The organism is Microbacterium sp. M3 (assembly GCF_033548675.1).
GTDB classification, from domain to species: domain Bacteria; phylum Actinomycetota; class Actinomycetes; order Actinomycetales; family Microbacteriaceae; genus Microbacterium; species Microbacterium arthrosphaerae.
Map to the genome: position 1 here is coordinate 735,928 of NZ_JAWTZT010000001.1, position 23,873 is coordinate 759,800.

Sequence of the window (23,873 nt, forward strand, 5' to 3'; positions counted from 1 at the left end):
CTGCACGCCGAGGCGCACGGGAGTGTCGAGGAGAGGCATGGGGAAAAGACTAGGGCGGTGACGGATGCCGCGGGCCGCGGCATCCGTCACCACACCGGTCAGCGCGCCCGGCGCGCCTTGAGGAACGCGTCGACCGAGTCCCACGCGGCCACCGCGACGACGCCGAAGGCGAAGAGCGCCTGGACGATCGTCGTCACGGTCTCGGACGAGTCCGCCGGGATGACCACCGCGAAGAACTCGGGGTTGATCAGCTGCTGCTGCGACAGCAGCCACAGCGCGCCGCCCGCGACCGTGAGGTTGAGGACCAGGTTGATGGTGGCGGAGCCGGCGTCCCACCGGCCCTTGGCGTAGACCGAGATGGCGAGGAGCGCCTCGAACACCATCAGCACGAAGAGCGCCCCGATGTACCACGGCCACAGGTCCGGCGAGAGGAAGGACATCCAGCCGGTCTCGGGCGTGTAGACGAACCCGACGAAGTGGTCCCACAGGATCGCGCCGGCGGCGATCCCGAGGAAGACGAGCGACGCGACGAGGTCGCTGAGACCCGTGCCCCGTTCGCGGATCTCGGGCAGGTCGTCGGGCGTCCACCTGCCGACGAGCCCGACGTCGGTGCCCCGCGCGCTGCGCTCGACGATGAAGAAGACGAGGGCCGTCCAGAAGCCGATGTTCACGATGACGCTGATCGTGACGCTCGCCACCGAGCCGACGATCTCGCCGAAGTCGGCGCCCGACAGCGTCTGGGCGAGCGCCACGCCGAACGCCGCGCAGGCGGGCACGATGGCCCACAGCAGCTTCGTGAGCCGCCACCAGGTGAGGTAGTAGCGCGGGCCGACGAGCCACAGCGGCCGGTCGGTGTACTGCGCGGCGAGCTTCTCGGGGTCGCCGAGGTCCGTCAGCACAGCGCGCTCGGCGGCGTCGTGGAGGTCGCCCTGCTCGACGCGGGCTTCGACCTGGTCGTCGATGGAGGCGCGCAGCTCGGCGGCGAGGTCGTCGCGCTGGGCCTCGGGCACGGTCCGCATCGCGGCGTCGACGTAGCGATCGGTGAGGGTGGTCGTGGACATGTCAGTTCTCCTCGGGGAGTTCGTCGATCGCGGCGGCGATCGCACGGAAGTCGTCGGTGAGGGCGGACGCCAGGCGGGCGCCGGCGGCACTGGTTCGGTAGAACTTGCGCGGGCGGGACTCGTCGGTGTTCCACTCGCTCGTGAGATACCCCTGCTTCTCCAGGCGGCGCAGCAAGGGATACAGCGTGTTCGCGTCGGTCGCGAACCCCCGCGTGCCCAGCTCCTCGAGCAGGCCGTACCCGTAGCCCGGCTGCTCGAGCAGCCGCAGACACGCCAGCACGACGGTGCCCCGCCGCAGCTCCTGCAGGTGCGTGTCGAGGATCTCGGATTCGCTCATGCCTCACACCATACTGTGCGCCGCGCACTATAGTCAACGGCACATTGCTATTTCGCCCGCGGCGTCACGACTCCGATGAGTTGGCGTATGTGCACGCGACACGCTGGCGTGTCGCGTACACATACGACAAGTCAGACGGTGGCGGGGAAGGATGGGGGCGTGAGCAGCCCTGCACCCCTCCCCCCGCTCGACGACCTCCTGAGCACCGCCCGCGTGGTGGCACTGCCGCTGGCGACGCGCTTCCGCGGCGTCGACGAGCGCGAGGCCCTGCTGCTCGAAGGGCCCGAGGGCTGGGCGGAGTTCTCCCCCTTCGTCGAATACGGCGACATCGAGGCCTCGACGTGGCTGAGCGCGGCCCTCGAGGACGCATGGATGCCGCGCCCCGCGGCCGTGCGCGACCTCGTCGGCGTGAATGCCACCGTGCCGGCAGTGGCCGCGGCATCCGTCCCCGGCGTCCTGGCGCGCTTCGACGGCTGCCGCACCGCGAAGGTCAAGGTCGCCGAAGCCGGGCAGGTACTGGCCGACGACATCGCACGTGTGCGCGCGGTCCGGGCGGAGCTCGGCGCCGAGGGGCGCGTGCGCGTCGACGCGAACGGCGCGTGGAACGTCGACGAGGCGGAGCGCGCGATCCACGCGCTGGCCGAGTTCGACCTGGAGTACGTCGAGCAGCCGTGTGCGAGCGTCGACGAGCTCGCAGAGCTGCGGCGCCGCATGAAGTACATGGGCATCCCGATCGCGGCCGACGAGAGCGTGCGCAAGGCCGACGACCCGCTCGCGGTCGCGCGAGCGGGCGCGGCGGACCTGCTCGTCATCAAGGCGCAGCCGCTCGGCGGCGTGCGCCGCGCCCTCGAGATCGTCGCCGAAGCGGGCCTCCCCGCCGTCGTGTCGAGCGCGCTCGACACCTCGGTGGGGCTGTCGATGGGCGTCGCGCTCGCAGCAGCCCTCCCCGAGCTGGACTACGACTGCGGCCTGGGCACCGCGTCGCTGTTCACCGCCGACGTCGTCGACCCGCCGCTGGCGCCCCGAGGCGGTGCGTTGCCGACCGGGCGTGTGACACCCGGGCCGGGGCTGCTCGACGCGCACGCCGCGCCCGCCGACCGGCGCGAGTGGTGGCTCGACCGCCTCGCCCGCTGCCACGCGCTCCTCGCGTCGGGGGACTGAACTCCGCCCGCGCGGTCAGCCGGCGATCGGATCCACGAGGGCCGCTGCCAGCCGCGCGGTACGGTCATTGACCAGCTGGTGCGACTCCTGCGCCGTCATGCCCATCATCATGGCGTACGCGGCGGTGTCCTCCCAGGCCTGCATGATGAGGCCGGCGAACTCGGGCGCCGGCACCCGCAGACGGAATCGGTACGTCTCGGCGAGGCTCTCGATGAACGAGCCGACGCGCTCGGCCATGCCCTCCTGCCACGCGAGATACGTGCGCGCCAGGCGCGGATCGCGCATCGCGCGCGTGCGGATCTCGCTGGTGAGCAGGATGCCGTGCTTCTCGTCGAAAGCGACGTCGAGCAGGCGCCTCACGAGCGCACCCGGCTCGAGGTCTTCGCCACGCTCCTGCAGCACCGCCACCCGCGCCGCGACCTCGTCGATCTTCTCGCCCGCGACGCGCTCGGTGAGCGCCAGCATCAGCTCGTCCTTGGTCTCGAAGTTCGAGTAGAACGCGCCGCGCGTGAAACCCGCGCGTTCGCAGATGGCCTCGACGGATGCCGCATCCACGCCCACTTCCGCGAACACCAGGGCCGCGGCATCCAGCAGCTTCTGCCGGGTCGCTTCGCGGCGGGGCGAGGTGACGCTCGTGTCGGTCAACGGGGATCCTCCTCGGCCAGTCTCACACGCACTACTCAGTTTCGGGATCGGAACCCGCCTTACGATACACTCATGTATCCGATACAGCGCTGTATCGACACTTCCCGAACTCTCCACCCGTAACCGGAGGCGCTGTGTCGACTCTTCTGTATGCGCTCGGCCGCTGGTCGTACCGTCACCCGTGGCGGGTGCTCGTGTCGTGGCTGCTGCTGCTCGCACTGGCCGGCGGCGGCGCGGCGCTCTTCATGAAGGGCACCGACAACTCCTTCTCGATCCCCGGCACCGAGGCGCAGGAGGGCATCCAGCTGCTCGACCGCAGCTTTCCGCAGGCGAGCGGCACGAGCGCGCAGCTCGTGATCGTCGCCGCCGACGGCGACCAGGTCGACGAGGAGCCGTACGCCGGCGCGATCGACGACACGGTCGCGCACCTCGAGGACCTCGACGGCGTGATCGCCGTGACCGATCCCTTCAACGAGATGGTCACCGGCATGGTGTCGGACGACGAGTCGGCCGCGATCATCCGCCTGCAGTTCGACGGCCAGGCGACCGACGTCTCGGACGAGACCAAGGCCGGCCTCGAGGACGTCGCGCACGACCTCCGCGACACCCTCCCCGAGGGCTCGCAGGTCGCCATGGGCGGCGACCTCTTCTCGACCTCGGTGCCGGCGCTGTCGCTCATCGAGGCGGTGGGCGTGCTGATCGCGCTGTTCGTGCTGATCGTCACGTTCCGCTCGTTCGCGGTGGCGTGGTTCCCGCTGGTGTCGGCGCTCATCGGCGTGGGACTCGCGATCGCGCTGATCTACGTCTCGACGGCGTTCGCGTCGATCTCGTCGACCACGCCCATGCTGGCGATCATGCTGGGGCTCGCGGTCGGCATCGACTACGCGCTCTTCATCGTCGCGCGACATCAGGATCAGGTGCGCGCGGGCGTCGATCCCGAAGAGTCCGCCGCCCGCGCGACCGGCACCGCGGGCTCCGCCGTCGTCTTCGCCGGCGTCACGGTGCTCATCGCCCTCATCGGTCTCGGCTTCGCCGGCATCCCGTTCCTCACCACGATGGGCATCGCGGCGGCCGTCGCGGTGGCGATCGCCGTGGTCGTGGCAATCACCCTCACCCCGGCTCTGCTCGGGTTCGCCAAAGACCGTGTGGCGGGCTGGGGACACGGCCGCAAGGCCCGCGGCATCGCCCTGCGCGGGCGCCGCTCTTCGGCGGCCGACGCGCACGAGACCGGCACGGACGAGACCGGCACGGACGGGTCGGGTGTGGAGGGCGACGCAGCGGTGCCGACGTCGCCGGCTGCGGCGCCCGCCGTCGCCACGACCAAGAAGACGAACCGCTGGGTGATGCTGGTGACCCGCCACCCGTGGGTCACGACCATCGCCGTCGTGCTCACCCTCGGCGTCATGGCGATCCCCGCGGCGAGCCTCGCGCTCGCCCTGCCCAACGCCGGCCAGCAGCCGGAGTCGAGCCAGGCCCGCCAGGCGTACGACCTCACCGCTGAGCACTTCGGCCCCGGCGCGAACGGCCCGCTCATCATGACGGGCACCATCGTGACCTCGACCGACCCGCTCGGGCTGATGGAAGACCTCGCCGACGAGATCGAGCAGGTGCCGGGCGTCAAGGAGGTCGCGCTCGCGACGCCGAACGAGACGGCCGACACCGGGCTGATCCAGATCGTTCCCGAGACCGCGCCCGACGACCCGGCGACCGCCGAGCTCGTCCGCGACCTGCGCGCCCTCGCCCCCGAACTGGAGGACGAGTACGGGGTCGAGCTGCTCGTGACCGGATTCACCGCCGTCGGCATCGACATCTCCGATCGGCTGGGGGCCGCGCTGCTGCCCTTCGGCGTGTTCGTGGTGGGCCTGTCGCTCGTGCTGCTGATGATCGTCTTCCGCTCGGTGTGGGTGCCCATCAAGGCGGCCCTCGGCTACCTGCTGTCGGTGCTCGCGGCGTTCGGCGTCGTGGCTGCCGTGTTCGAGTGGGGCTGGGGCGCGGAGCTGCTGCACGTCGACAAGACGGGCCCCGTCATCAGCTTCATGCCGATCATCCTCATGGGGGTGCTGTTCGGGCTCGCGATGGACTACGAGGTCTTCCTCGTCAGCCGCATGCGCGAGGACTACGTCCACGCGCGCCGTGCCGCCGCGGAGCACTCGACCCGCAGCCGGCGCGACATCGCGGTCGGCGCGGTGCGCTCCGGCTTCACCGCCTCGGCCCGCGTGGTCACCGCCGCCGCGATCATCATGTTCGCCGTGTTCGCCGCATTCGTGCCCGAGGGCGATTCGTCGATCAAGCCGATCGCGCTCGGACTCGCCGTCGGCATCGCCGTCGACGCGTTCCTCGTGCGCATGACGCTCGTGCCTGCCGTGATGGCGCTCCTCGGCGACAAGGCCTGGTGGATGCCGCGCTGGCTCGAGCGGATCCTCCCCCACTTCGACATCGAGGGCGAAGCGGTCGAGCGCGAGCTGTCGCTCGCCGACTGGCCCGAGCCCCACGCGACCGCCGCGGTCGTGGGCGACGGCGTCGCGGTGCGCGCAGACGGCGGCGGTTCTGCCGGCGAGGTCGTGCTCTACGACGACGCCAGCTTCCGGCTCGAGCCCGGCGGCACCCTGATCGCGACGGGCGATGCCCGCGCCGCGCGCGCCTTCGCACTGACGATCGCCGCGCGGATCGCGCCGACCGACGGCCGGCTGCGCGTCGCCGGGCACCTGCTGCCCGAGCGCGCGGCCTGGGTGCGCGCGCACGTCGGCCTCGCCCTCCTCGGCGACGGGGAGGACCGGGTGGCGGCCCTGCGCCGGGCGCTGGCCGGCAAGACGACGCTCGTCGTCGTCGAGGGCGTCGACGCGCTGGATGCCGCCGAGCGGGATCAGGCGGCCGCGGTCCTCCGCGACGCCGCGAGCGCGCTGCGCGCGAGCGACGACGACGCCCGCCTCACGCTCGTCGTGACCTCCCGCACCGAGAGCGCGGCCCTCGCACTCCTCGCGGACGCCCATCGCCCCGACGTGACGTCGATCGCACTGCGCTCCGCCACCCCGCAGACCACCACCACCGCAGAGGTGAACGCATGACCTCCCACTGGACCACCGCCCTCGAGCGCTCGCGCTCGCGCCGGCCCATCACCTGGCTCACGCTCATCGGCGTGCTGCTGCTGCCCGTCGTGATCGGCGGCATCCTGGTCGCCGCGCTCTACAACCCCGTCGAGCGGCTCGACAACCTCACGGCCGCCATCGTGAACGAGGACGAGCCGGTGACGATCGACGGCCAGATGGTGCCGCTCGGGCGTCAGCTCACGGCCGGCCTTGTCGAGGGCTCGGACGACCTCGACAGCAACCTGACGTGGACCATCTCGAACGCTGAGGACGCCGAGGAGGGTCTGGCCGACGGCACCTATGCCGCCGTCATCACCATCCCCGCGAACTTCTCGGCCGCCGCGACCTCGACCCAGCCGGGCGAGGTGCCCGAGCAGGCGACGATCGAGGTGACCACTCCCCCCGACAGCCTCATCGTCGACGACGCCATCACCGCCCAGGTCGCCTCGGCCGCGGCCTCGACCATGGGGACGCAGTTGTCGACGGTGTACCTCGAGAACGTCTTCGTGGGCTTCACGACCCTCGGCGACGAGCTCGGCACCGCCGCAGACGGCGCCTCGCAGCTCGCCGACGGCGCGACCCAGGCGGCCGACGGCGCCTCGCAGCTGCCCGGCGGCATCTCGCAGCTGGCCGACGGGAGCACCCAGCTCTCGAGCGGCGCCTCGCAGCTGGCGAGCGGGGCCGGTCAGGTGGCGGGCGGCGCCACGTCGCTGCAGTGGGGCCTCACGACGATCGCCGGCAAGACCCGCGAGGCCGCCGCGGGAGCGCAGCAGATCGCCGACGGCGCGAGCGCCGGTGCGGCACAGCTCGAGCAGGACGGGATCGTGCCCGACGAACTCACGCAGGTCGCCGGCGGCGCGAACACGGCGACGGCTGCCGCGGCGGCGGCGGCCAAGACGAACTTCGAAGCCCTGCAGACTCTGGCAGCCACATGCGCTCAACCAGGTGATTTCTGCACGAAGCTCGCAGAGGCCGTCGCCTCGGCAGGCACGACATCGGCGATCCTCAACGGCACGGACCCCGAGGTGAATCCCGGCGCGGTGGCGCTGACCAAGTACACCGCTGACGGGATCGCCCAGCTCAACATCGGCGTCACCACCGAGTTCGCCACGCAGTTCCGGCAGATCGGCACCGGCGTCGGCACCCTCGCGGGCGGCCTCACCCAGCTCGCGGGCGGCATCGACCAGTCGGCTGCGGGGGCCGGGCAGCTCGCGACCGGCGTCACCGGTCTCCAGAGCGGTGCCAGCGGCCTGGCCGACGGCGCGTCGCAGCTCGCCTCCGGCGCCACCCAGGCCGCCGACGGCGCCACGAGCCTGGCCGACGGCGTCGCGCAGCTCGCCGACGGCACCGGCGAGCTCGCGAGCGGGCTGGCCACGGCATCCGATTCCATCCCGTCGTACACCGACGAGGAGGCGACCGACCTCGCGTCGGTGGTCTCGGATCCGGTGGCCGCCGAGGGCGTCGGAACCTCGCTGTTCGGCGCCTCGGCCGTGCCGCTGCTGGCCACGCTGGCGCTGTGGTTCGGAGGCCTCGGCACCTTCATCGCGCTGCAGGCGGTGTCGCGCCGCGCGCTCACTTCGCGCCGGCCGTCGGCCCTGCTCGCGCTGCGCTCGTACGCGCCGGCGGCGGCGCTGGGGGCGCTGCAGGGCTTCCTCGTCGCCGGGATCGTGCAGCTGGCGGCGTCGTACACGTGGGCCGAGTGGTCGGTGTTCGCCGTCGTCTGCGTCGTCGCCGGGGTCGCCTTCGCCGCCGTCAACCAGGCGCTCGTGGCCGTCTTCGGCGGCGCGGGCCGCTGGATCGCCGCGCTCATCGGAGTGTTCGCGGTCGCCACCGGCATCGTCTCCACGGTTCCCGGCGTGCTCTCGGGTCTCGCCGGCCTGATGCCCACCACCCCGGCCTACAACGGCATGCTCGCCGCCCTCACGTCGGCGTCCGGACTCGGTGCCGCGATCGCGGGGCTGGTGATCTGGACGCTGCTGGCCCTGGGCGCGACCGTGCTCGCCGTCGCCCGCCGCCGTACCACCACGGCGCGGGCGCTCCTGAAGGCGACGCCCGCCACGGCTTGACCCAGGCACGACGAGGCCCCGGGCGCATGTCGCCCGGGGCTCCGTCGTACGCCCGACTTCCTCGTCCGATCGGACGAGGAAGTCGGGCCGGTCGGCCGATTGCCGCGCACCGCCCAGGGCACGAGGATCGGGATCGTGAACACCGCACCCTCCTCCCCGTCTGAGACGCCCGCAACGCAGGCGTCGTCGCGGATCCCGCCGCGCTGGTTCATCCGCACGGCGTGGGTCTTCCATCGCGCGCTGTACCGCGTGACCGGCGGCCGTGTGGGGCTGCGGCATCCGTCCTCCGCCGTCTACGGCATGATGCGGCTGCACACGGTCGGCCGTCGCTCCGGGGCTCCGCGCGTGGCGATCGTCGCGTACGTCGAGGACGGCGAGAACCTCGTGACGCTGGCGATGAACGGCTGGGGCGACCCGCCGCCGGCGTGGTGGCTGAACCTGCGGGCGCGGCCCGCGGCATCCGTCGACCTGCCGGAGGGATCACGCGAGGTGGTCGCCCGCGAGGCGACCGGTGCCGAGCGCGAGCGACTGTGGGCCGTCTGGCGCACCCTCGAGGGCGGCGCCGACCTCGACGCGCACGCCGCGCGGCGCACGCGGCAGACACCGGTCGTCGTGCTCGCCCCGGCGTAGACGAGGGCCGGCTCAGCTGAGGCCGGAGTAGGCGTGCAGGCCCTTGAAGAACATGTTCACGATGGTGAAGTTGAAGATCACCGCGGTGAAGCCGATGATCGACAGCCACGCCGACCGGGCGCCGCGCCAGCCGCGCGTCGCGCGAGCGTGGATGTAGCCGGCGTAGAGCACCCAGATGACGAAGGTCCAGACTTCCTTCGTGTCGAAGCCCCAGTACCGGCCCCACGCGTCGTTGGCCCAGATGGACCCCGCGATGAGGGTGAAGGTCCAGAAGATGAAGCCCAGGATGGCGAAGCGATAGGCCAGCGACTCGAGCGTCTCGGCGCTGGGCAGGGTGCGCAGGAAGTGCGGCCCGCTCTTGACGGGGGCGGATGCCGCAGCCTCCGTCGCCGGGATCGCCGCGGCGGCGGCGACCTTGCGCTCCCGGCGCGCCTGCATGAGCTGGAGCACCGAGAGCCCGAACGCGAGGGCGAACAGGGCGGTCGCGAGCGACGCGACGAACACGTGGATGACGAGCCACACCGACTTCAGCGGGTCCATCAGCGGCACGATGTCGGTGTAGAACCAGATCGCGGTGCCGCCCAGGAGCACCACCACGAGCCCGGTGATGAACGTGCCGAGGAACCGCAGGTCGTAGCGGAAGAGCACGCCGAGGTACACCGCGATGATGAGCAGCGTCCCGGTGAGGGCGAACTCGTACATGTTCGACCACGGCACGCGCCCGGCGGCGATCCCCCGCGTCACGTCGGCGCCGAGGTGGAAGAGGAACCCGAGCACCGTCAGCGACGTGCCGATGCGCGCCCAGACGAGGCGCTGCCGCCGGCCGATCGGGGCGTTCAGCGCGTCCGCCGAGGCGGCCTCCTGCGACCTCATCCGCTCGATGATGCCGGTGCGGGCCGAACCGCCCGCGGCGACGAGCTCGCGCTCGCGCACGGCCGCGGTCGCGGCATCCTTCGCCGACGCGTCCGCGACGTCGACCGCAGCGGCGCCGCGGCGGGCGAGGTCCACCGCATAGGCGATGAACGCGAGCGCGTAGATCGCGATGGCCGTCCAGACCAGCAGCACCGAGACGTCGTCGAGCGTGAGGGGGGTGGCGTCGGGCATGGCTCTCAGTCTACGTCGGGGGTCGATTCGGGCTTCGAGTCGCGCACTTTGCGGTTTTCCGGTGCCGGATCCTGCAATGTGCGCGATTCGAAAACGGAGAGGTCGGCGAGGGCGCCCAGATGCCGCTGCGCGAACTGCGCGACCGCGGCGTCGAGCGCGGGGTCCTCGCCGCGGGCGAGGCCGGCGTACTCGAGCTGCACGGTGTGCCCCTGTGGTGTGGCCTTCACCCACATGCGCCGGCGGGGCACGAACAGCGCGGCGAGGAGGCCGGCCAGGGCCAGCACCGCGAACACCAGCACCCACGTCGCCGAGGCGTCGCGGTGGATCGACAGCGACACGTAGCGCTTGACCGCGTCTTCGAAGCCCGCCGCACCGGCGGGGGCCTCGCTGTCGAACGAGATCGTGCCGAGGCCGTCGGGCAGGTCGACGGTGTCGCCCGGCATGAGCTCGAGCGACGCGACGCCCGAGTCGCCGCCGGCGAGCTGTGTCATCTCCTCGGGGTCGAGCGTGTACACCGACTTCGGCACGCCGCCGTCGATGCCGAGGTCGCCGGCGTACACCCAGAACGTCAGCATCGGGTACTGCAGGTCGCCGTACACCGATGTGTAGGCGCCGTTGGTGAGCTCCTGAGCGGTGGGATAGAAGAAGCCCACGAGGCCCACCTGCTCGCGCAGCCCGTCGGGCACCTTCACGACGCCCTGCGAGGTCATGTTGTTGTCCTGCGGCAGGAACGGCACCGACTCCGAGAACACCACGTCGCCGTCGCTGTTGCGGATCGTGATCGTCGGCGCGTACCCGTTGCCCATCAGGTACACGCGGTCGCCGGCGATCTCGAGCGGGTGATTGACCCGCACCTCGCCTTCGGCCGGGTCGGCGTCGGGGAACTGCGTGGTGAGGTGGGCGACGAAATCGCCCGCCTGGCCGGCCCCCTGCTGACCCGGCATCACGTACGACAGCGAGAAGTCGTCGAGGGTCAGCGCGTACGGCTCCAGCGCCTCCTCGTCGACGAACCGTCCGGGATTGAACGAGGTGTAGTCGAGCATCGTGTTGACCCACGTGCGGCCCTCGATGATGACGGTCTGGCCGGTGTAGGTGAACCCGCCGCCGATGCCGACCGCGAGGAGCACGCCGACCAGCGCGCCGTGGAACACGAGGTTCCCCGTCTCGCGCAGGTAGCCGCGCTCGGCCGAGACCGACAGCGCGCGGGCGGTGTCGTACCGCTCCACCCGGTAGCCCGCCTTGCGCAGCTGCTGCCGCGCGGCGTCGACCGCCGTCTCCGCCCCCGCGGCCGCCGCGGCCGGGTCGGCGAACTCGAGCACCTCGGAGCGGTGCGCGTCCAGCCGCGACAGCCGCGCGGGGGTGCGCGGCGGCTGCGCCCGCATCGCCTTGTAGTGGTGCTTGGTGCGCGGGATGACGCAGCCGACGAGGGAGATGAACAGCAGGATGTAGATCGCCGAGAACCAGGGCGACGTGTACACGTCGAACAGGCTCAGGTTGTCGAGCACCGGCGCGAGGTCGGGATTGTCGACGAAGTACTGGCGCACGCCGTTGGGGTCGGCGCTGCGCTGGGGCACCAGCGACCCGGGCACCGCGGCGATCGCGAGCAGCAGCAGCAGCACGAGCGCGGTGCGCATCGAGGTCAGCTGACGCCACCCCCACCGCAGCCAGCCGACGACGCCGAGCGCGGGCTGGGCGATGTCGGACCCACCTGCGGCGGAATCGGATGCCGCGCCCCCGGCCTCCGCGTGATCCGCGGGCCGGAGGGGGTCGGTCGCGCGGTCGTCGACCGCCTCGTTCGCGGCGTCAGAGCGGGGCCGGGACACTGGCGAACACCCCCTGCAGCTGCGCCATGAGGGCCGTCCAGACGCCGGTGACCATGAGCAGTCCGAGCACGATGAGCAGGGCCCCGCCGATCAGGTTGACCACGCGGATGTGGCGCCGCACGAACGACACCGACCGCGTCGCCCAGCCGAATCCGAGGGTGAGGAGGAGGAACGGGATGCCGAGCCCGAGCGAGTACGCCACGCCGAGGAGCGCCGCGCGCCCCGCCGAGCCCGACTCGAACGACATCGTGAGGATCACCGCGAGGGTCGGGCCGATGCACGGCGCCCACCCGATGCCCAGGGCGATCCCCAGGAGCGGGGCGCCGATGAGCCCCAGGTTGCCGCGCACCTGCGGCCGGGCGATGCGCTGCGCCAGGCCGAACCAGCCGATGAAGACGAAGCCCATCACGATGATGAGCACCCCGAGCACGCGCGTGATGATGTCGGCGTACTCGAGCAGGAACCGCCCGAGGGTGCCGCCCAGCATCGCGATGCTGACGAAGACGACGGTGAAGCCGGCGATGAACAGCAGCACGCCCAGCACCAGGCGCCCGCGGCCCGGTGCTCCGTCGTCGGTCGCCGATTCGGCGCGTTTCGTCTCTGCGTTTCGACTCGCAGGCTCGCTCAACGACCGCGTTCCTCGCTCGCTCAACGACCGGGGATTCGTGATTCCGGTCGTTGAGCGAGCGAAGCGAGACGAAACGCCCTGAGCATTCGACGAACCGCGACGCTCGGCATCCGCTCCCACGCTCACCGGAGCCGGCCGCGGCGCGACGGCACCGCCGATGAAGCCGAGATAGCCCGGAACGAGCGGCAGCACGCACGGCGACAGGAACGAGAGCGCCCCCGCGAGGACGGCGATCGGGATCGCGGCGAGCAGCGACCCGTCGGCGACGAGCTCGCCGAGACTCACGACTCCTCCAGCGTCTCGCGCACGAGGGTCTCGAGGATCGACGCCTCTTCGATCTGCCCCACCAGCCGCGCGGCGACGCGGCCCTCCTTGTCGAGCACGAGCGTCACGGGCACGGCGTTGAGGGGCGTCTCGCCGGCGAACGCCAGCTTGATCGAGCCGTCCTCGGTCGCCAGGGCGCTGGGGTACTCGACCCCGTACTTCCGCGCGAAGGCCAGAGACGCCTCGGCGCCGTCGTACAGGTTGATCCCGAGGAACGCGACGTCCTGCCCGTCGAACGCCGCATCGGCGGCAGCGAGCTCGGGCGCCTCGACCCGGCACGGCGCGCACGCCGCGTACCAGAAGTTCACGACGAGCACGTCGCCGTCGTAGTCGGCGCTGCTCGTCGTCTCGCCGGTGTCGAGCACGCCCTCGAACTCGACGGGATCGGTGCGCTCCTCCGCCGGGATCTCCACCACGCGGAAGCCGTCCGCCGCGACGAACCCCTTGTTGTCGCCGGCGCGGTACTGGTCGGCGAGCGGGTCGCTCGTGCAGGCGGCGAGCACGCCGATCAGTCCGGCGACGAGCAGAGCGGATGCCGCAGCCCGGAGCCGTGCGCCGCGTGCCGGGCGCGTCTCGCCGAGCGGTTCCTGAGCCGACCGTGTCATACCGCCCCCACGTCCACCGCGCCGGCCGTCGACGCCGGTTCGGCATAGGCGATCTCGGCCCATGTGCCGTCGACCATCTCGAAGCTCGTCACGCTCGACAGCGCGCAGCGCCGCGCGCGGGGATCGTGCCGGAGCGGGAGCCCGGCGACGGCGAGGTGGGTGATCCAGATGGGGAGCTGGTGCGAGACGATGACGACGTCGCCCGAGTCCGCGGCATCCCACGCCTCTGTCATGGCCTTGTTCATGCGGCCCACGACATCCGCGTACGGCTCGCCCCAGCTCGGCAGCGCCGGCTTGCGCAGGTGGCGCCAGTTCCACGGGTTGACGAGCGCGCGGGCCATGCGCTTGCCCTCGAAGACGTTGGTGGGCTCGATGACGCGTTCGTCGATGACCGGCTCGAGCCCGAAGATCTCGGTGAACGGCTCGGCGGACTCCTGTGCGCGCTGCAGCGGCGAGCAGACGAGCGCCGTGACGCTGCGCTCGAGCGCCTGCACATACTCGGCGGCCTGCCGGGCCATGCCGCGCCCGTCGGCGCTCAGCCCGTAACCGGGGAGTCGTCCGTAGAGCACGCGGGCGGGGTTGTGAACCTCCCCATGGCGCACGAGGTGGAGGCGTTCGGCGGGCACCGGACCAGTCTACGTGCGGGTCTTCTGTGGACCGGCTGAGCGTTGCCCGGGTGCCCTCAGTCGAGCTCGGGCTCGGGACCGCCCGAGGCGCCGCGCGACTCCAGCAGCGCGCGCACCCGGACGTAGAGGAACCAGGCGACGCCGATCACGGCGGCCGCGATGACGACGTACTGCAGGATGTCGGCGTACCGCTCGACGATGTGCCACGACTCCCCCAGGAAGAACCCCGAGAACACGAAGATCGAGTTCCAGATCACGCTGCCGGCAGCCGTGAGGAGGGTGAACCGCCACACGGGCATGCGGGTGATGCCCGCGGGGATGGAGATGAGGCTGCGGAAGATGGGGATCATCCGTCCGAAGAACACCGCCTTGCCGCCGTGGCGCCCGAACCACGCGACGGTGCGGTCGATGTCTTCCGGGTGCAGCAGGGGCGCCTTGGCCGCGATCGCGCGCAGTCGCGCGACGCCCAGCCACGCGCCGAGACCGTAGAGCAGGAGGGCGCCGACGACGGAGCCCAGCGTGGTCCACACCAGGGCTTCGACCACCGAGAACGAGCCGCGGCTCGCGGCGAGTCCCGCCATCGGCAGGATCACCTCGCTGGGCAGCGGCGGGAAGAGGTTCTCCATCGCGATCGCGATCCCGGCCCCGGCGGGACCGATCACATCCATGAGCGACACGGCCCAGTCCGCGAGTGCGGAGAGCCAGGAGCCGTCGGTCGTCGTCGCAGTCGTCATTCGTCGGATCCCATCCGTCGGTGCCCTTTGGCGGTGGTTTTTCGTGGCGGCTTCTCGTGGCGGCGGCCGCGGCCGATCGGCGCGACGTCACCACGCTAGGTCAGGAGTTTGAGCGAATCCCGGGTGCTGACCCCCGGAAGCGCAGGGGCGCCACCCGGCGAAGGCGCGCCGCGACGGGTCACCTAGACTTGTCCCTCGTGAGTGAACGCGTCCTCGTCAAGCAGCTGCAGGGTCTGGCCGACGGCCCCGTCTCGGTCTCCGGGTGGGTCGAGACGGTCCGTGATCAGAAGAAGGTGCAGTTCGTCATCCTCCGCGATGAGACCGGGGCGGTGCAGCTGGTGAACCCGGCCACCCGGCCGGCCGAGGACGGCACGGAACAGGATGCCGCGGCCCTGGCTCTCACCGACCTCATCTCGAACCTCGCCACGGGCACGTTCCTGACCGTGACCGGCGAGCTCAAGCACGACGAGCGCGTGAAGCTCGGCGGCGTGGAGATCAAGATCGCCGCGCTCGACATCGCGGCCGCCGCGCTCCCCGAGACCCCCATCGCCGCCGACTCCGGCCTCGACAAGCGCATGGACTGGCGCTTCCTCGACCTGCGCCAGCGCCGCAACAACCTCATCTTCCGCGTGCAGACGACGCTCGAGCACGCCTTCCGCTCGTACTGGATCGAGCGCGACTTCATCGAGGTGCACTCGCCGAAGCTCATGGCCTCGGCATCCGAGTCCAACGCCGAGCTGTTCGAGGTGCCCTACTTCGAGGAGAAGACGGCCTATCTCGCGCAGTCGCCGCAGTTCTTCAAGCAGATGGCGCAGGTCGCCGGCTTCGGCAAGATCTTCGAGATCGCCCCCGCCTTCCGCGCCGACCCGTCGTTCACGTCGCGCCACGCCACCGAGTTCACGTCGGTCGACGCCGAGATCAGCTGGATCGACTCGCACGAGGACGTCGCCGCCATGCAGGAGGAGCTGCTCCAGGCCGGCATCCAGGCCGTCAAGGACAAGCACGGGGCCGAGATCGAGGAGCTGTTCGGCCTCGAGGTGCAGGTGCCGGCGATCCCGTTCCCGCGCATCCCGCTCGCCGAGGCGCGCGAGATCGTGAAGAGCCGCGGCTACGACATCCCCCGCACCGACGGCGACCTCGACCCGGAGGGCGAGCGCCAGATCTCCGCGTACGTCGAGGAGACCTACGGGCACCAGTTCGTCTTCATCACCGACTACCACCCCGAGATCCGCGCGTTCTACCACATGCGCGACGACGAGACCGGGCTCACGAAGTCGTACGACCTCCTCTTCAAGGGCGTCGAGATCACGACGGGCGCACAGCGCGAGCACCGCGTCGACGTGCTGATCGAGCAGGCGAAGGAGAAGGGCCTGGGTGCCGAGCACCTCGACTTCTACTTCGACTTCTTCCGCTACGGCGCCCCGCCCCACGGCGGCTTCGGCATGGGCCTCGCGCGCGTGCTCATGCTGCTGCTCGGCCAGGACTCCATCCGCGAGGTGACGTACCTCTTCCGGGGCCCGACCCGCCTCGCACCCTGATCCGTCGCGCGCGGTGTGGTAATCCTCGAGGGTGACTCTCACTCTCGAAGGCCTCCACAACTTCCGTGACCTGGGCGGCCTGCCGCTCGCCGCGGGCGGCGCCGTCCGCGCGGGCGTCCTCTACCGCTCCGATGCGCTCAGCGCGCTCACCGATGCGGGCGTGACCGCACTGTCGGCGAGCCCGATCGGGGTCATCGCAGACTTCCGCACGCCGTTCGAGCAGGAGAGCGCCCCCGATCGCCTTCCGGCCGACCGCACGCTCGACATCGTCGAGCTCTCAGTGCTGGAGGGCGCCCTCACCGGAGCCGCCGGGGCCGCGGCCGCCGAAGGCGGACCGATCGACACCGGCATGGCGTCCCGCATCCTCGCCACGCTGCCCCGCCTCGGCGACCTCTATGTGCAGATGCTGGAGCACGGCGCCGCGTCGTTCGCCGAGGCCGCGCGCCGCGTCGCCGCATCCGTCGACGATCGCCCGTCGGCGGTGCTCGTGCACTGCACCGCCGGCAAGGACCGCACCGGCGTCGCCGTCGCCGTCATCCTCGACGCGGTCGGCGCCGAGCGCGACGCCGTGATCGACGACTATGCGCAGTCCGAGCGCAACCTCGCAGGTCCGTGGGCCGACCGCATGCTGGCCGGCATCGAGCAGATGGGTGCACCGCTGACGCCCGAGGTCCGCGAGCTCGTGACCGGCACCCCGCCCGCGGCGATGGCGCAGGCGTTCGCGTGGATCGACGAGCGCGGCGGGTCGGCGGACTATCTCCGTTCGGGCGGGCTCACCGAGACCGAGCTCGACGGGCTGCGCGCGCGGCTCGCGGGCTGAGTCGCGGCATCCGTCCCACCCGTGAGGCGGGATGGATGCCGGAGGTCAGGCGCGCAGCGCCGCCCGCAGGCGATCGGGCGACACACGCCAGTGGCCGTGCAGCTCGCCGTCGATGAGGACGACGGGGATCTTCTCCCACCACAGCGCGTACAGCGCGGGATCGTCGACGATCGAGAGCTCCTCGACGTCGACGGCGTCCTCAGGCAGCTCGGCGACGACGGTCTCGACGACCTCGCGCGCCACGTCGCAGAGGTGGCAGTCGGGCTTGCCGATGAGGGTGAGGGTGGTCACGACGCCGGCTCAGCGCTCGACGGGGAAGCCCGAGGCGATCCAGTCGTTGGTGCCGCCGTCGACGTTGGTCGCGTCGTACCCACGGGCCTCGAGCGCCTCGACCACGCGGCCCGAGCGGCCCCCGACGGCGCAGATCACGTCGAACGCCCCGTCGGGCAGCTCGTCGAGTCGACCACCGAGCACCGACATCGGGATGTTGACGGCACCCGGCACGTGACCGGCGGCGAACTCGTCGATCTCGCGGACGTCGATGAGGGGCACGTCGACCCGGTCGCGGAGCTGCTGGACGGTGATGGACTTCATGACTGCCTTTCAACGCGGTCAGGCGGGAACGGATTCCGCATACACGAAGCGCCCCCTTCGACCGGTCGCTGCGCTTGACGAAAGCGCAGCAGCCTGGGGGCGCTTGGTGCGGATGCCGCTTACTTCTTGTTGCGGCGCTGGTGGCGAGTCTTGCGAAGCAGCTTGCGGTGCTTCTTCTTCGCCATGCGCTTGCGGCGCTTCTTGATGACAGAACCCACGGAAAACCTCACTATGTCGGGGTCTGGGCGCGGCGTGTGCGGCGCCCGGGAACGGGCAGATACGGAAAATGCCTCGGATCAGTCTAGCCGACGTCGGCGATCGGCCGTTGCAGGGCCTCGGTCACCGCCGACTCGGGCACCCGGTAGCTGCGGCCGAACCGCACCGCGGGGAGCTCGCCCGAGTGCACGAGACGGTAGACCGTCATCTTCGAGACCCGCATGATGTCGGCGACCTCGGCCACCGTGAGGAAGCGCACGTCCGGCAGCTCCGCCATGTCGATCCCCTTCCCCAGAAGTGCTGCGATCACTCTAGAGCGCGCGGGACCGGTGTGTAAACACGGGGCACGTGTGAACGCTGTGGTTCCTGTTGCGGATGGGACGCGATCAGGCCTCGGGCCGCTGGCGCGCCAGCCGGTCGCGCGCCTCGCGCGCCGCCTGCCGTTCGAGCTTGCGCGCGTCGCGCAGCGCCTTCTCGGCGTTGCGCACCGCCTTCTGCGCCTCGCGGTACTTCTTGTCCGCGGCGATGCCGGCGTCGCCCGAGACCGGGAACGGCGAGCGCTCGACCACGCGCCCCTCTGCCACGGACTGGATGTACGCCGCCACGCCGTCGAGGCTGCGCTCCAGCCCAAAGGCGAACGGATCCGCCTCGTCGAGGAAGACGCCGGCGTCGATCGCCTCGCGCAGGTGCGGATACGCGTCGCCGGTGATCAGGGTGCGGAAGAGGCCGTCCTCGAGAACCGTGATCTCGTCGCCCGACATCGCCCCCTCCCGCTCCGCGCGCTGGTAGCCGGCCAGGACAATGCCGGTCCAGCGCGCCGCGCCGGTGACGAGGAGCAGCACGGCCAGCCGGTCGGCGTGCGAGAGGGGCGTGTCGGCGAGGGCGGCGAGACTCGCATCCATCCACGCGGCACTGTTCGGCGTGACGGGCGACCCGGTGATCGCGATCTCGAGCACCCACGGGTGGCGCATGTACCGGGCGACCTGCTCCCGGTACAGCGCCATCAGCCTCTCCCGCCAGTCACCCCCGGCGAGCACCTCGTCCGACGGGAGGCCGGTGGCCTCCTCCTGCATGAGCAGGATCAGGTCGTCCTTGGCTGTCACGTACCGATAGAGCGACATCGGCGTGAAGCCCAGCTTCGCCGCCACCGCTGCCATGGAGACGGCACCCAGGCCTTCGGCATCCGCGATCTCGACCGCCGCCTCGACGATGCGCTCGACGCTCATCTCGCGCTTCGGGCCTCGCTGCGGGTTGGCCGCGACACCCCAGGCGAGGGCGATGCCCCGGGGCAGCTCCGGCTCGGACGCTTCGGTCATCCCGTCAGTTTAGGTCTGTTTATCCCGTAAACAGTGTGTTAGCGTCATAAACAGTTACCGTCGTAAACAGTTTTCGCCCTACACACATCGGAGGAATCCATGCCTGTCGACACCGCCGCGCCGGTCATCGCCGTCCGCGGCCTGAGCAAGACCTTCGGGCGCCACCGGGTGCTCGAAGACCTCCAGTTCGACGTCTCGCGCGGCGAGGTCTTCGCGCTCCTCGGACCCAACGGCGCCGGCAAGACCACCACCATCAACGTCCTCACCACGCTCGTCCGCCCCGATACCGGTCACGCCGCGGTCGGGGGCATCGACGTGGCGCGCGAGCCCGATCAGGTCAAGCGCCGCATCGCCCTGACCGGCCAGGCCGCCGCCGTCGACGACGCCCTCACGGGCACCGAGAACCTCGTGATGCTGGGCCGGCTCTCGGGGCTGCCGCGACGCGCGGCCCGCGCCCGCGCGTCGGAACTCCTGCAACGCTTCGGACTGACGGATGCCGCAGCCCGCCGTGTCGGCACCTACTCGGGCGGCATGCGCCGGCGCCTCGACCTCGCGCTCAGCTTCGTCGTCGCACCCGAGGTGCTCTTCCTCGACGAGCCCACGACGGGACTCGATACGCGCAGCCGACGGGAGCTCTGGGACGTCATCCGGTCGCTCGCCGCCGCCGGCACCACCGTCTTCCTCACCACGCAGTACCTCGAGGAGGCCGATCAGCTGGCCGACCGCATCGCCGTGCTCGACGGCGGGCGCATCGTCGCGATCGGCACGGCGGCCGAGCTCAAGTCCCGCGTCGGCGCCGACACCGTCGAGGTGCACGACGCCGACGGCACCCTGCTGCGCGAGATCCCGACCGACGGCACCGTGCCGGGGCTCCGGCGCGCGCTCGACGCGCTCGACGAGTCCGGCGCCACTGGGATCGTGACGCTGCGACGGCCCAGCCTCGACGACGTGTTCCTCGCCCTGACCACCCCCGACGGCCGCGGCCGTCCCGCCGCCGACCGGTCCCGCACCCTCGAGGAGATCGCATGACCACCCTGACCCCCGCCGCCGCCCCCGCGATGCCGGCACTGCGACCGCGGATCGGCGGTCTCACCGCCGAGAGCGTCTTCGTCGGACGCAGCCTCAGGCACTCGCTGCGGGACGGCGAATCGCTGCTCATGGCGATCCTGCTCCCAGTGATGCTCATGCTCATGTTCACGTGGGTGTTCGGCGGCGCCATCGACCCCACCGGCGACTACGTGAACTACGTCGTCCCGGGGGTCATCCTCACGTGTGCCGGATTCGGGGCGGCCTCGACGGCCGTCTACGTCGCCGGCGACATGAAGGCCGGCATCATCGACCGGTTCCGCACCATGCCTTTGCGGGCGAGCGCCGTGCTCACGGGTCACGTCGTCGCGAGCCTCCTTCGCAACCTGCTGGCGACGGCCGTCGTGATCGGGGTCGCCGTGCTGGTCGGCTTCCGCCCGACCGCTGACATCTGGGGCTGGCTCGGCGCGGTCGCCGTGATCGCGCTGTGGATCCTCGCGATCACCTACCTGTTCGCCGCGATCGGCCTGGCCGCCGGCAGCCCCGAGGGCGCGAACGGCTACGGCTTCATCATCCTGTTCCTGCCGTACCTGTCGAGCGCCTACGTGCCCGTGGCGACGATGCCCGAGTGGCTGCAGGGCATCGCCGAGTACCAGCCGGTCACGCCGATCATCGAGACCATCCGCGGACTGCTGATGGGCACGCCCGTCGGCGACACCGCCGGCTGGGCCGTGCTGTGGTGCGTGGGGATCCTCGTCGCCTCGTTCGTGTGGGGCGCGTGGCTGTTCCGTCGCAAGGCCGGGCGCCGGTAGTCCGCATGCGGAGGGGAGGTCCGGCGCCGCGCACGCCCGGGTCTCCCCTGCCGCGTCGGGCGCGGGTCAGCGGCCGGGCAGGCGCTTGAGCGCGTTCTCGAAGGCGTGCTTCGCGGATGCCGCGGCCCGGCCGACGACCTCGGCCGCGTGCGCGGCCGAATCCGGCAGGGCCAGGGGCGTCGCGTCGGCCATGTCGTCGTCGCCCGCGAGGAAGGGGACGAGCCAATCGTCCACCTCGTCCAGCGGCGCCGCCGACAGGCTGTAGTAGCGGTGCTGCCCCTCTTCGCGCACCGAGACGAGGTGCGCGTCGCGCAGCACCTTCAGGTGCTTCGAGACCGTGGGCTGGCTGGCGCCGAGCTCGGTCACGATGTGCGACACGCTGGTGCCGCGGTCTCCGGCGGATGATCGATCGAGCAGCAGTCGCAGGATGTCGCGACGCGTTCCGTCTGCGATCACGTCGAAGATGTCCGCCATGTGCTCAGATTAGTGGGGAGCCCCGCGGAGTACCATGAGCACGACCGCCGGTCCGCCGCACGAGCTCCGTTTCGCATCAGGAGGAACCCCGTATGACGGATGGCAGGCGTGTCGTTCCCGTCACCGCCATGGGTCGCCTCCGCGCTGTCGGGCACGCGTTCCTGGAGTTCTTCCGCGACCTGACGCAGCGCTCCCCCGCGCGGTTCGCGATCCTGATCTTCCTGTCGCTCATCCTGCTGTTCACGGGCCTGTTCTCGCTCCCGATCGCGGCCGCGGACGGCCGGGTCACGCCCTTCGCCGATGCCTTCTTCACGGCGGTGTCGACCATCTGCGTCACGGGCCTCGCCACCGTCGACATGGCGACGCACTGGTCGCCGTTCGGCCATGTGCTGGTGTTCGTGGGCGTGCAGATCGGCGCCCTCGGCGTGCTGACCCTCGCCTCGATCCTCGGCCTCGTCATCTCGCGCCGCCTGGGGCTGCGCGCGAAGCTGATCGCCGCGAGCGACTCGAACCCGCTCCGCACCCACGCCGGCCCCGTCAACGAGGGTCAGACCGTCCAGCTGGGCCAGATCGGCAGCCTGCTGGCGACGGTCGCCCTCTCGACTCTCGTGATCGAGGGGATCATCGCGATCCTCCTCTTCCCGGGGCTCATCGTGGCCGGCGTGCCGTGGCACGCCGCGCTGTGGGAGGCCCCGTTCTACGCCGCGATGTCGTTCACCAACACCGGATTCACACCGAACGCCGAGGGCCTCGAGCCGTTCCGGCATGACTACTTCTTCCTCACGGTGCTGATGGCCGGCGTCTTCCTCGGCTCGATCGGCTTCCCGGTGATCTACACCGTGCTGCGCCAGCGGTGGCGGGTGCGCCGGTGGTCGCTGCACGCCAAGCTCACCGTCATCACGACGGTCTCGCTCTTCTTCCTCGGCGGCGTGGTCTTCCTCGTGCTCGAGTACGACAACCTGCTGACGCTCGGCCGTGAGGACGCCTGGGACACCACGTTCCAGGCGTTCTTCCTGTCGGCGATGACCAGATCCGGCGGCTTCTCGATCCTCGACGTCGGCGAGCTCAACCAGTCCAGTCTGCTCGTGGCGTGCATGCTCATGTTCGTCGGCGGCGGGTCGGCCTCGACCGCCGGCGGCATCAAGGTCACGACCCTCGCCGTCATCGCGCTCGCCGTCGTCTCCGAGGCGAAGGGACGCGCCTCGAACCAGGTGTTCGGGCGCCGCATCCCGAGCGACGTGCTCCGGGTCGCCCTCTCGGTCGTGGCGTGGGGCGCGACCATCGTCGCGATCTCGACGATCATCATCACGCAGATCACCAAGGCCGACCTCGGCGACGTGCTGTTCGACGTCATCTCGGGCTTCGCCACCGTGGGCCTGTCGACCGGCCTCACCGCCACGCTCCCCGACCCTGCCATCTACGTGCTGGCGGTGACCATCGTCATGGGCCGCGTTGGTACAGTGACTCTCGCCGCGGCCGTGGCCGCGTCAACCCGTTCGCAGCTGTACTCGCTGCCCGTGGAAAGGCCGATCGTTGGTTGAGCGGATGAGGGGCGATGCGCCCGTCCTCGTCATCGGACTGGGACGCTTCGGCGCCGCCTGCGCCGGCGAGCTGGATCGCCTGGACCGCGAGGTGCTCGCGATCGACGACAACCTCGACCTCGTGCAGAAGTGGTCGGAGCGGGTCACCCACACCGTCCAGGCCGACGCGCGCAACATCGACGCCCTGAAGCAGATCGGCGCCCAGGACTTCCAGGTCGCCGTGGTGGCCGTCGGATCGTCGATCGAGGCATCCGTCCTCATCACGGCCAACCTCGTCGACCTCAAGGTGCCGCAGATCTGGGCCAAGGCGGTCTCGCAGTCGCACGGCAAGATCCTCGCCCGCGTCGGCGCGAACCACGTGATCTACCCCGAGCGCGAAGCCGGCGAGCGCGTCGCGCACCTGGTCAGCGGGCGCATGCTCGACTTCATCCGCTTCGACGACGACTTCGCGCTCGCGAAGCTCTACCCGCCGAAGTTCATCCGGGGCGTGGGCCTCAACGAATCGGGCGTGCGCACCAAGTACAACGTCACGGTGGTCGGCGTGAAGAGCCCCGGCAAGCCCTTCCGCTACGCCGAGGCCAACACCGTGGTCACCAACCACGACCTCATCATCGTGTCGGGCACGAACTCCGACATCGAGCGGTTCGCCTCGCTCGACCGCTGAGCGCCGCGCGCGGAGCGTCGAGCTCTGCGCGTCGACCGCCGG

The 23,873-nt window shown here is 71.1% G+C and carries 25 protein-coding genes; 10 read left to right on the forward strand and 15 right to left on the reverse strand.

Translation table 11 applies throughout. From position 1 onward, the window contains the following. Window positions 1–98: 98 nt before the first annotated feature. Window positions 99–1,061 carry a permease prefix domain 1-containing protein gene (locus R8Z57_RS03340; protein WP_318352328.1) on the reverse strand — a complete coding sequence of 321 codons (963 nt, stop codon included), beginning with the start codon at window positions 1,059–1,061 and terminating at the stop codon, window positions 99–101. A 1-nt stretch (window position 1,062) separates the two neighbouring features. Further along, window positions 1,063–1,398 (reverse strand): PadR family transcriptional regulator, encoded by a 336-nt coding sequence (locus R8Z57_RS03345; RefSeq protein WP_318352329.1) that lies wholly within the window; start codon window positions 1,396–1,398, stop codon window positions 1,063–1,065. Window positions 1,399–1,557: 159 nt separating this feature from the next. Here R8Z57_RS03345 and R8Z57_RS03350 point away from each other — a divergent pair, with 159 nt between their 5' ends. Then, window positions 1,558–2,559 (forward strand): o-succinylbenzoate synthase, encoded by a 1,002-nt coding sequence (locus tag R8Z57_RS03350; RefSeq protein ID WP_318352330.1) that lies wholly within the window; start codon window positions 1,558–1,560, stop codon window positions 2,557–2,559. 15 nt (window positions 2,560–2,574) lie between these two features. Here R8Z57_RS03350 and R8Z57_RS03355 read toward each other — a convergent pair whose 3' ends face one another. Next, window positions 2,575–3,204, reverse strand: coding sequence for a helix-turn-helix domain-containing protein (locus R8Z57_RS03355; RefSeq protein WP_318352331.1), 630 nt, complete (start codon window positions 3,202–3,204; stop codon window positions 2,575–2,577). A gap of 134 nt (window positions 3,205–3,338) precedes the next feature. Here R8Z57_RS03355 and R8Z57_RS03360 point away from each other — a divergent pair, with 134 nt between their 5' ends. The 3 genes from R8Z57_RS03360 (at window position 3,339) to R8Z57_RS03370 (ending at window position 8,986) form a co-directional block, all read left to right on the forward strand. Beyond that, a complete protein-coding gene (locus tag R8Z57_RS03360) occupies window positions 3,339–6,269 on the forward strand; it encodes an MMPL family transporter (protein ID WP_318352332.1) in 2,931 nt (976 codons plus the stop codon). After that, entirely contained in the window at window positions 6,266–8,356 is a 2,091-nt protein-coding gene (locus R8Z57_RS03365) for a YhgE/Pip domain-containing protein (RefSeq protein ID WP_318352333.1), read from the forward strand. The genes R8Z57_RS03360 and R8Z57_RS03365 overlap by 4 nt, the downstream gene beginning before the upstream one ends. Before the next feature lie 135 nt (window positions 8,357–8,491). Continuing rightward, on the forward strand, window positions 8,492–8,986 hold the full coding sequence (locus tag R8Z57_RS03370) for a nitroreductase/quinone reductase family protein (protein WP_318352334.1): 495 nt from the start codon (window positions 8,492–8,494) through the stop codon (window positions 8,984–8,986). Window positions 8,987–8,998: 12 nt separating this feature from the next. Here R8Z57_RS03370 and ccsB read toward each other — a convergent pair whose 3' ends face one another. Genes ccsB through R8Z57_RS03400 form a run of 6 tightly spaced genes read right to left on the reverse strand, consistent with a single transcriptional unit; the run spans window position 8,999 to window position 14,830 of the window. Then, complete coding sequence (gene ccsB, locus R8Z57_RS03375; protein ID WP_318352335.1) at window positions 8,999–10,090, reverse strand: c-type cytochrome biogenesis protein CcsB; 1,092 nt, start codon at window positions 10,088–10,090, stop codon at window positions 8,999–9,001. A 5-nt stretch (window positions 10,091–10,095) separates the two neighbouring features. Further along, the gene (locus R8Z57_RS03380; protein ID WP_318352336.1) at window positions 10,096–11,913 is read right to left on the reverse strand and encodes a cytochrome c biogenesis protein ResB; all 1,818 of its coding nucleotides are present in this window, start codon (window positions 11,911–11,913) and stop codon (window positions 10,096–10,098) included. After that, window positions 11,894–12,826 carry a cytochrome c biogenesis CcdA family protein gene (locus R8Z57_RS03385; RefSeq protein ID WP_318352337.1) on the reverse strand — a complete coding sequence of 311 codons (933 nt, stop codon included), beginning with the start codon at window positions 12,824–12,826 and terminating at the stop codon, window positions 11,894–11,896. Before R8Z57_RS03385 ends, R8Z57_RS03380 begins: the two co-directional genes overlap by 20 nt. Continuing rightward, window positions 12,823–13,470, reverse strand: a complete 648-nt coding sequence (locus tag R8Z57_RS03390; RefSeq protein WP_318352338.1) for a TlpA disulfide reductase family protein — start codon at window positions 13,468–13,470, stop codon at window positions 12,823–12,825. The genes R8Z57_RS03385 and R8Z57_RS03390 overlap by 4 nt, the downstream gene beginning before the upstream one ends. Next, window positions 13,467–14,096, reverse strand: coding sequence for a histidine phosphatase family protein (locus tag R8Z57_RS03395; protein ID WP_318352339.1), 630 nt, complete (start codon window positions 14,094–14,096; stop codon window positions 13,467–13,469). Before R8Z57_RS03395 ends, R8Z57_RS03390 begins: the two co-directional genes overlap by 4 nt. Before the next feature lie 56 nt (window positions 14,097–14,152). Continuing rightward, window positions 14,153–14,830, reverse strand: a complete 678-nt coding sequence (locus R8Z57_RS03400) for a DedA family protein (RefSeq protein ID WP_318352340.1) — start codon at window positions 14,828–14,830, stop codon at window positions 14,153–14,155. Between the two features lie 197 nt (window positions 14,831–15,027). Between R8Z57_RS03400 and aspS the strand changes: the two genes are divergently transcribed. Next, window positions 15,028–16,368 carry an aspartate--tRNA(Asn) ligase gene (gene aspS / locus R8Z57_RS03405; protein ID WP_318352341.1) on the forward strand — a complete coding sequence of 447 codons (1,341 nt, stop codon included), beginning with the start codon at window positions 15,028–15,030 and terminating at the stop codon, window positions 16,366–16,368. 31 nt (window positions 16,369–16,399) lie between these two features. Continuing rightward, on the forward strand, window positions 16,400–17,188 hold the full coding sequence (locus R8Z57_RS03410; protein WP_318352342.1) for a tyrosine-protein phosphatase: 789 nt from the start codon (window positions 16,400–16,402) through the stop codon (window positions 17,186–17,188). A gap of 45 nt (window positions 17,189–17,233) precedes the next feature. Here R8Z57_RS03410 and R8Z57_RS03415 read toward each other — a convergent pair whose 3' ends face one another. From R8Z57_RS03415 to R8Z57_RS03435, 5 genes are all read right to left on the reverse strand, one after another. Further along, the gene (locus R8Z57_RS03415; RefSeq protein ID WP_318352343.1) at window positions 17,234–17,479 is read right to left on the reverse strand and encodes a glutaredoxin family protein; all 246 of its coding nucleotides are present in this window, start codon (window positions 17,477–17,479) and stop codon (window positions 17,234–17,236) included. A gap of 9 nt (window positions 17,480–17,488) precedes the next feature. Next, window positions 17,489–17,782, reverse strand: a complete 294-nt coding sequence (locus tag R8Z57_RS03420; protein ID WP_318352344.1) for a rhodanese-like domain-containing protein — start codon at window positions 17,780–17,782, stop codon at window positions 17,489–17,491. 119 nt (window positions 17,783–17,901) lie between these two features. Further along, complete coding sequence (locus R8Z57_RS03425; RefSeq protein WP_003792170.1) at window positions 17,902–18,000, reverse strand: 30S ribosomal protein bS22; 99 nt, start codon at window positions 17,998–18,000, stop codon at window positions 17,902–17,904. Window positions 18,001–18,083: 83 nt separating this feature from the next. Then, complete coding sequence (locus R8Z57_RS03430) at window positions 18,084–18,275, reverse strand: helix-turn-helix domain-containing protein (protein ID WP_179434504.1); 192 nt, start codon at window positions 18,273–18,275, stop codon at window positions 18,084–18,086. 109 nt (window positions 18,276–18,384) lie between these two features. Then, window positions 18,385–19,314: a TetR/AcrR family transcriptional regulator gene (locus R8Z57_RS03435; RefSeq protein WP_318352345.1), complete on the reverse strand. Its 930-nt coding sequence runs from the start codon at window positions 19,312–19,314 to the stop codon at window positions 18,385–18,387. A 99-nt stretch (window positions 19,315–19,413) separates the two neighbouring features. On the opposite strand from R8Z57_RS03435, the gene R8Z57_RS03440 reads away from it, so the two are divergent. Next, the gene (locus R8Z57_RS03440; protein ID WP_318352346.1) at window positions 19,414–20,343 is read left to right on the forward strand and encodes an ATP-binding cassette domain-containing protein; all 930 of its coding nucleotides are present in this window, start codon (window positions 19,414–19,416) and stop codon (window positions 20,341–20,343) included. Further along, window positions 20,340–21,152, forward strand: coding sequence for an ABC transporter permease (locus R8Z57_RS03445; protein WP_318352347.1), 813 nt, complete (start codon window positions 20,340–20,342; stop codon window positions 21,150–21,152). Before R8Z57_RS03440 ends, R8Z57_RS03445 begins: the two co-directional genes overlap by 4 nt. A 66-nt stretch (window positions 21,153–21,218) precedes the next feature. Here R8Z57_RS03445 and R8Z57_RS03450 read toward each other — a convergent pair whose 3' ends face one another. Beyond that, window positions 21,219–21,626, reverse strand: coding sequence for a metalloregulator ArsR/SmtB family transcription factor (locus tag R8Z57_RS03450; RefSeq protein ID WP_318352348.1), 408 nt, complete (start codon window positions 21,624–21,626; stop codon window positions 21,219–21,221). Window positions 21,627–21,754: 128 nt separating this feature from the next. On the opposite strand from R8Z57_RS03450, the gene R8Z57_RS03455 reads away from it, so the two are divergent. Together R8Z57_RS03455 and R8Z57_RS03460 are read left to right on the forward strand one after the other, a co-directional pair. After that, complete coding sequence (locus R8Z57_RS03455) at window positions 21,755–23,167, forward strand: TrkH family potassium uptake protein (protein ID WP_318352717.1); 1,413 nt, start codon at window positions 21,755–21,757, stop codon at window positions 23,165–23,167. 4 nt (window positions 23,168–23,171) lie between these two features. Beyond that, window positions 23,172–23,831, forward strand: a complete 660-nt coding sequence (locus R8Z57_RS03460) for a potassium channel family protein (RefSeq protein ID WP_378722691.1) — start codon at window positions 23,172–23,174, stop codon at window positions 23,829–23,831. Window positions 23,832–23,873: the final 42 nt, after the last annotated feature.

Coding starts and splice junctions, on each gene's coding strand:
- R8Z57_RS03340 (WP_318352328.1), bottom strand. CDS start 1,061: ATGTCCACGACCACCCTCACCGATCGCTACGTCGACGCCGCGATGCGG.
- R8Z57_RS03345 (WP_318352329.1), bottom strand. CDS start 1,398: ATGAGCGAATCCGAGATCCTCGACACGCACCTGCAGGAGCTGCGGCGG.
- R8Z57_RS03365 (WP_318352333.1), top strand. CDS start 6,266: ATGACCTCCCACTGGACCACCGCCCTCGAGCGCTCGCGCTCGCGCCGG.
- ccsB (WP_318352335.1), bottom strand. CDS start 10,090: ATGCCCGACGCCACCCCCCTCACGCTCGACGACGTCTCGGTGCTGCTG.
- R8Z57_RS03390 (WP_318352338.1), bottom strand. CDS start 13,470: ATGACACGGTCGGCTCAGGAACCGCTCGGCGAGACGCGCCCGGCACGC.
- R8Z57_RS03400 (WP_318352340.1), bottom strand. CDS start 14,830: ATGACGACTGCGACGACGACCGACGGCTCCTGGCTCTCCGCACTCGCG.
- R8Z57_RS03420 (WP_318352344.1), bottom strand. CDS start 17,782: ATGAAGTCCATCACCGTCCAGCAGCTCCGCGACCGGGTCGACGTGCCC.
- R8Z57_RS03430 (WP_179434504.1), bottom strand. CDS start 18,275: ATGGCGGAGCTGCCGGACGTGCGCTTCCTCACGGTGGCCGAGGTCGCC.
- R8Z57_RS03435 (WP_318352345.1), bottom strand. CDS start 19,314: ATGACCGAAGCGTCCGAGCCGGAGCTGCCCCGGGGCATCGCCCTCGCC.
- R8Z57_RS03440 (WP_318352346.1), top strand. CDS start 19,414: ATGCCTGTCGACACCGCCGCGCCGGTCATCGCCGTCCGCGGCCTGAGC.
- R8Z57_RS03445 (WP_318352347.1), top strand. CDS start 20,340: ATGACCACCCTGACCCCCGCCGCCGCCCCCGCGATGCCGGCACTGCGA.
- R8Z57_RS03450 (WP_318352348.1), bottom strand. CDS start 21,626: ATGGCGGACATCTTCGACGTGATCGCAGACGGAACGCGTCGCGACATC.
- R8Z57_RS03455 (WP_318352717.1), top strand. CDS start 21,755: ATGGGTCGCCTCCGCGCTGTCGGGCACGCGTTCCTGGAGTTCTTCCGC.
- R8Z57_RS03460 (WP_378722691.1), top strand. CDS start 23,172: ATGAGGGGCGATGCGCCCGTCCTCGTCATCGGACTGGGACGCTTCGGC.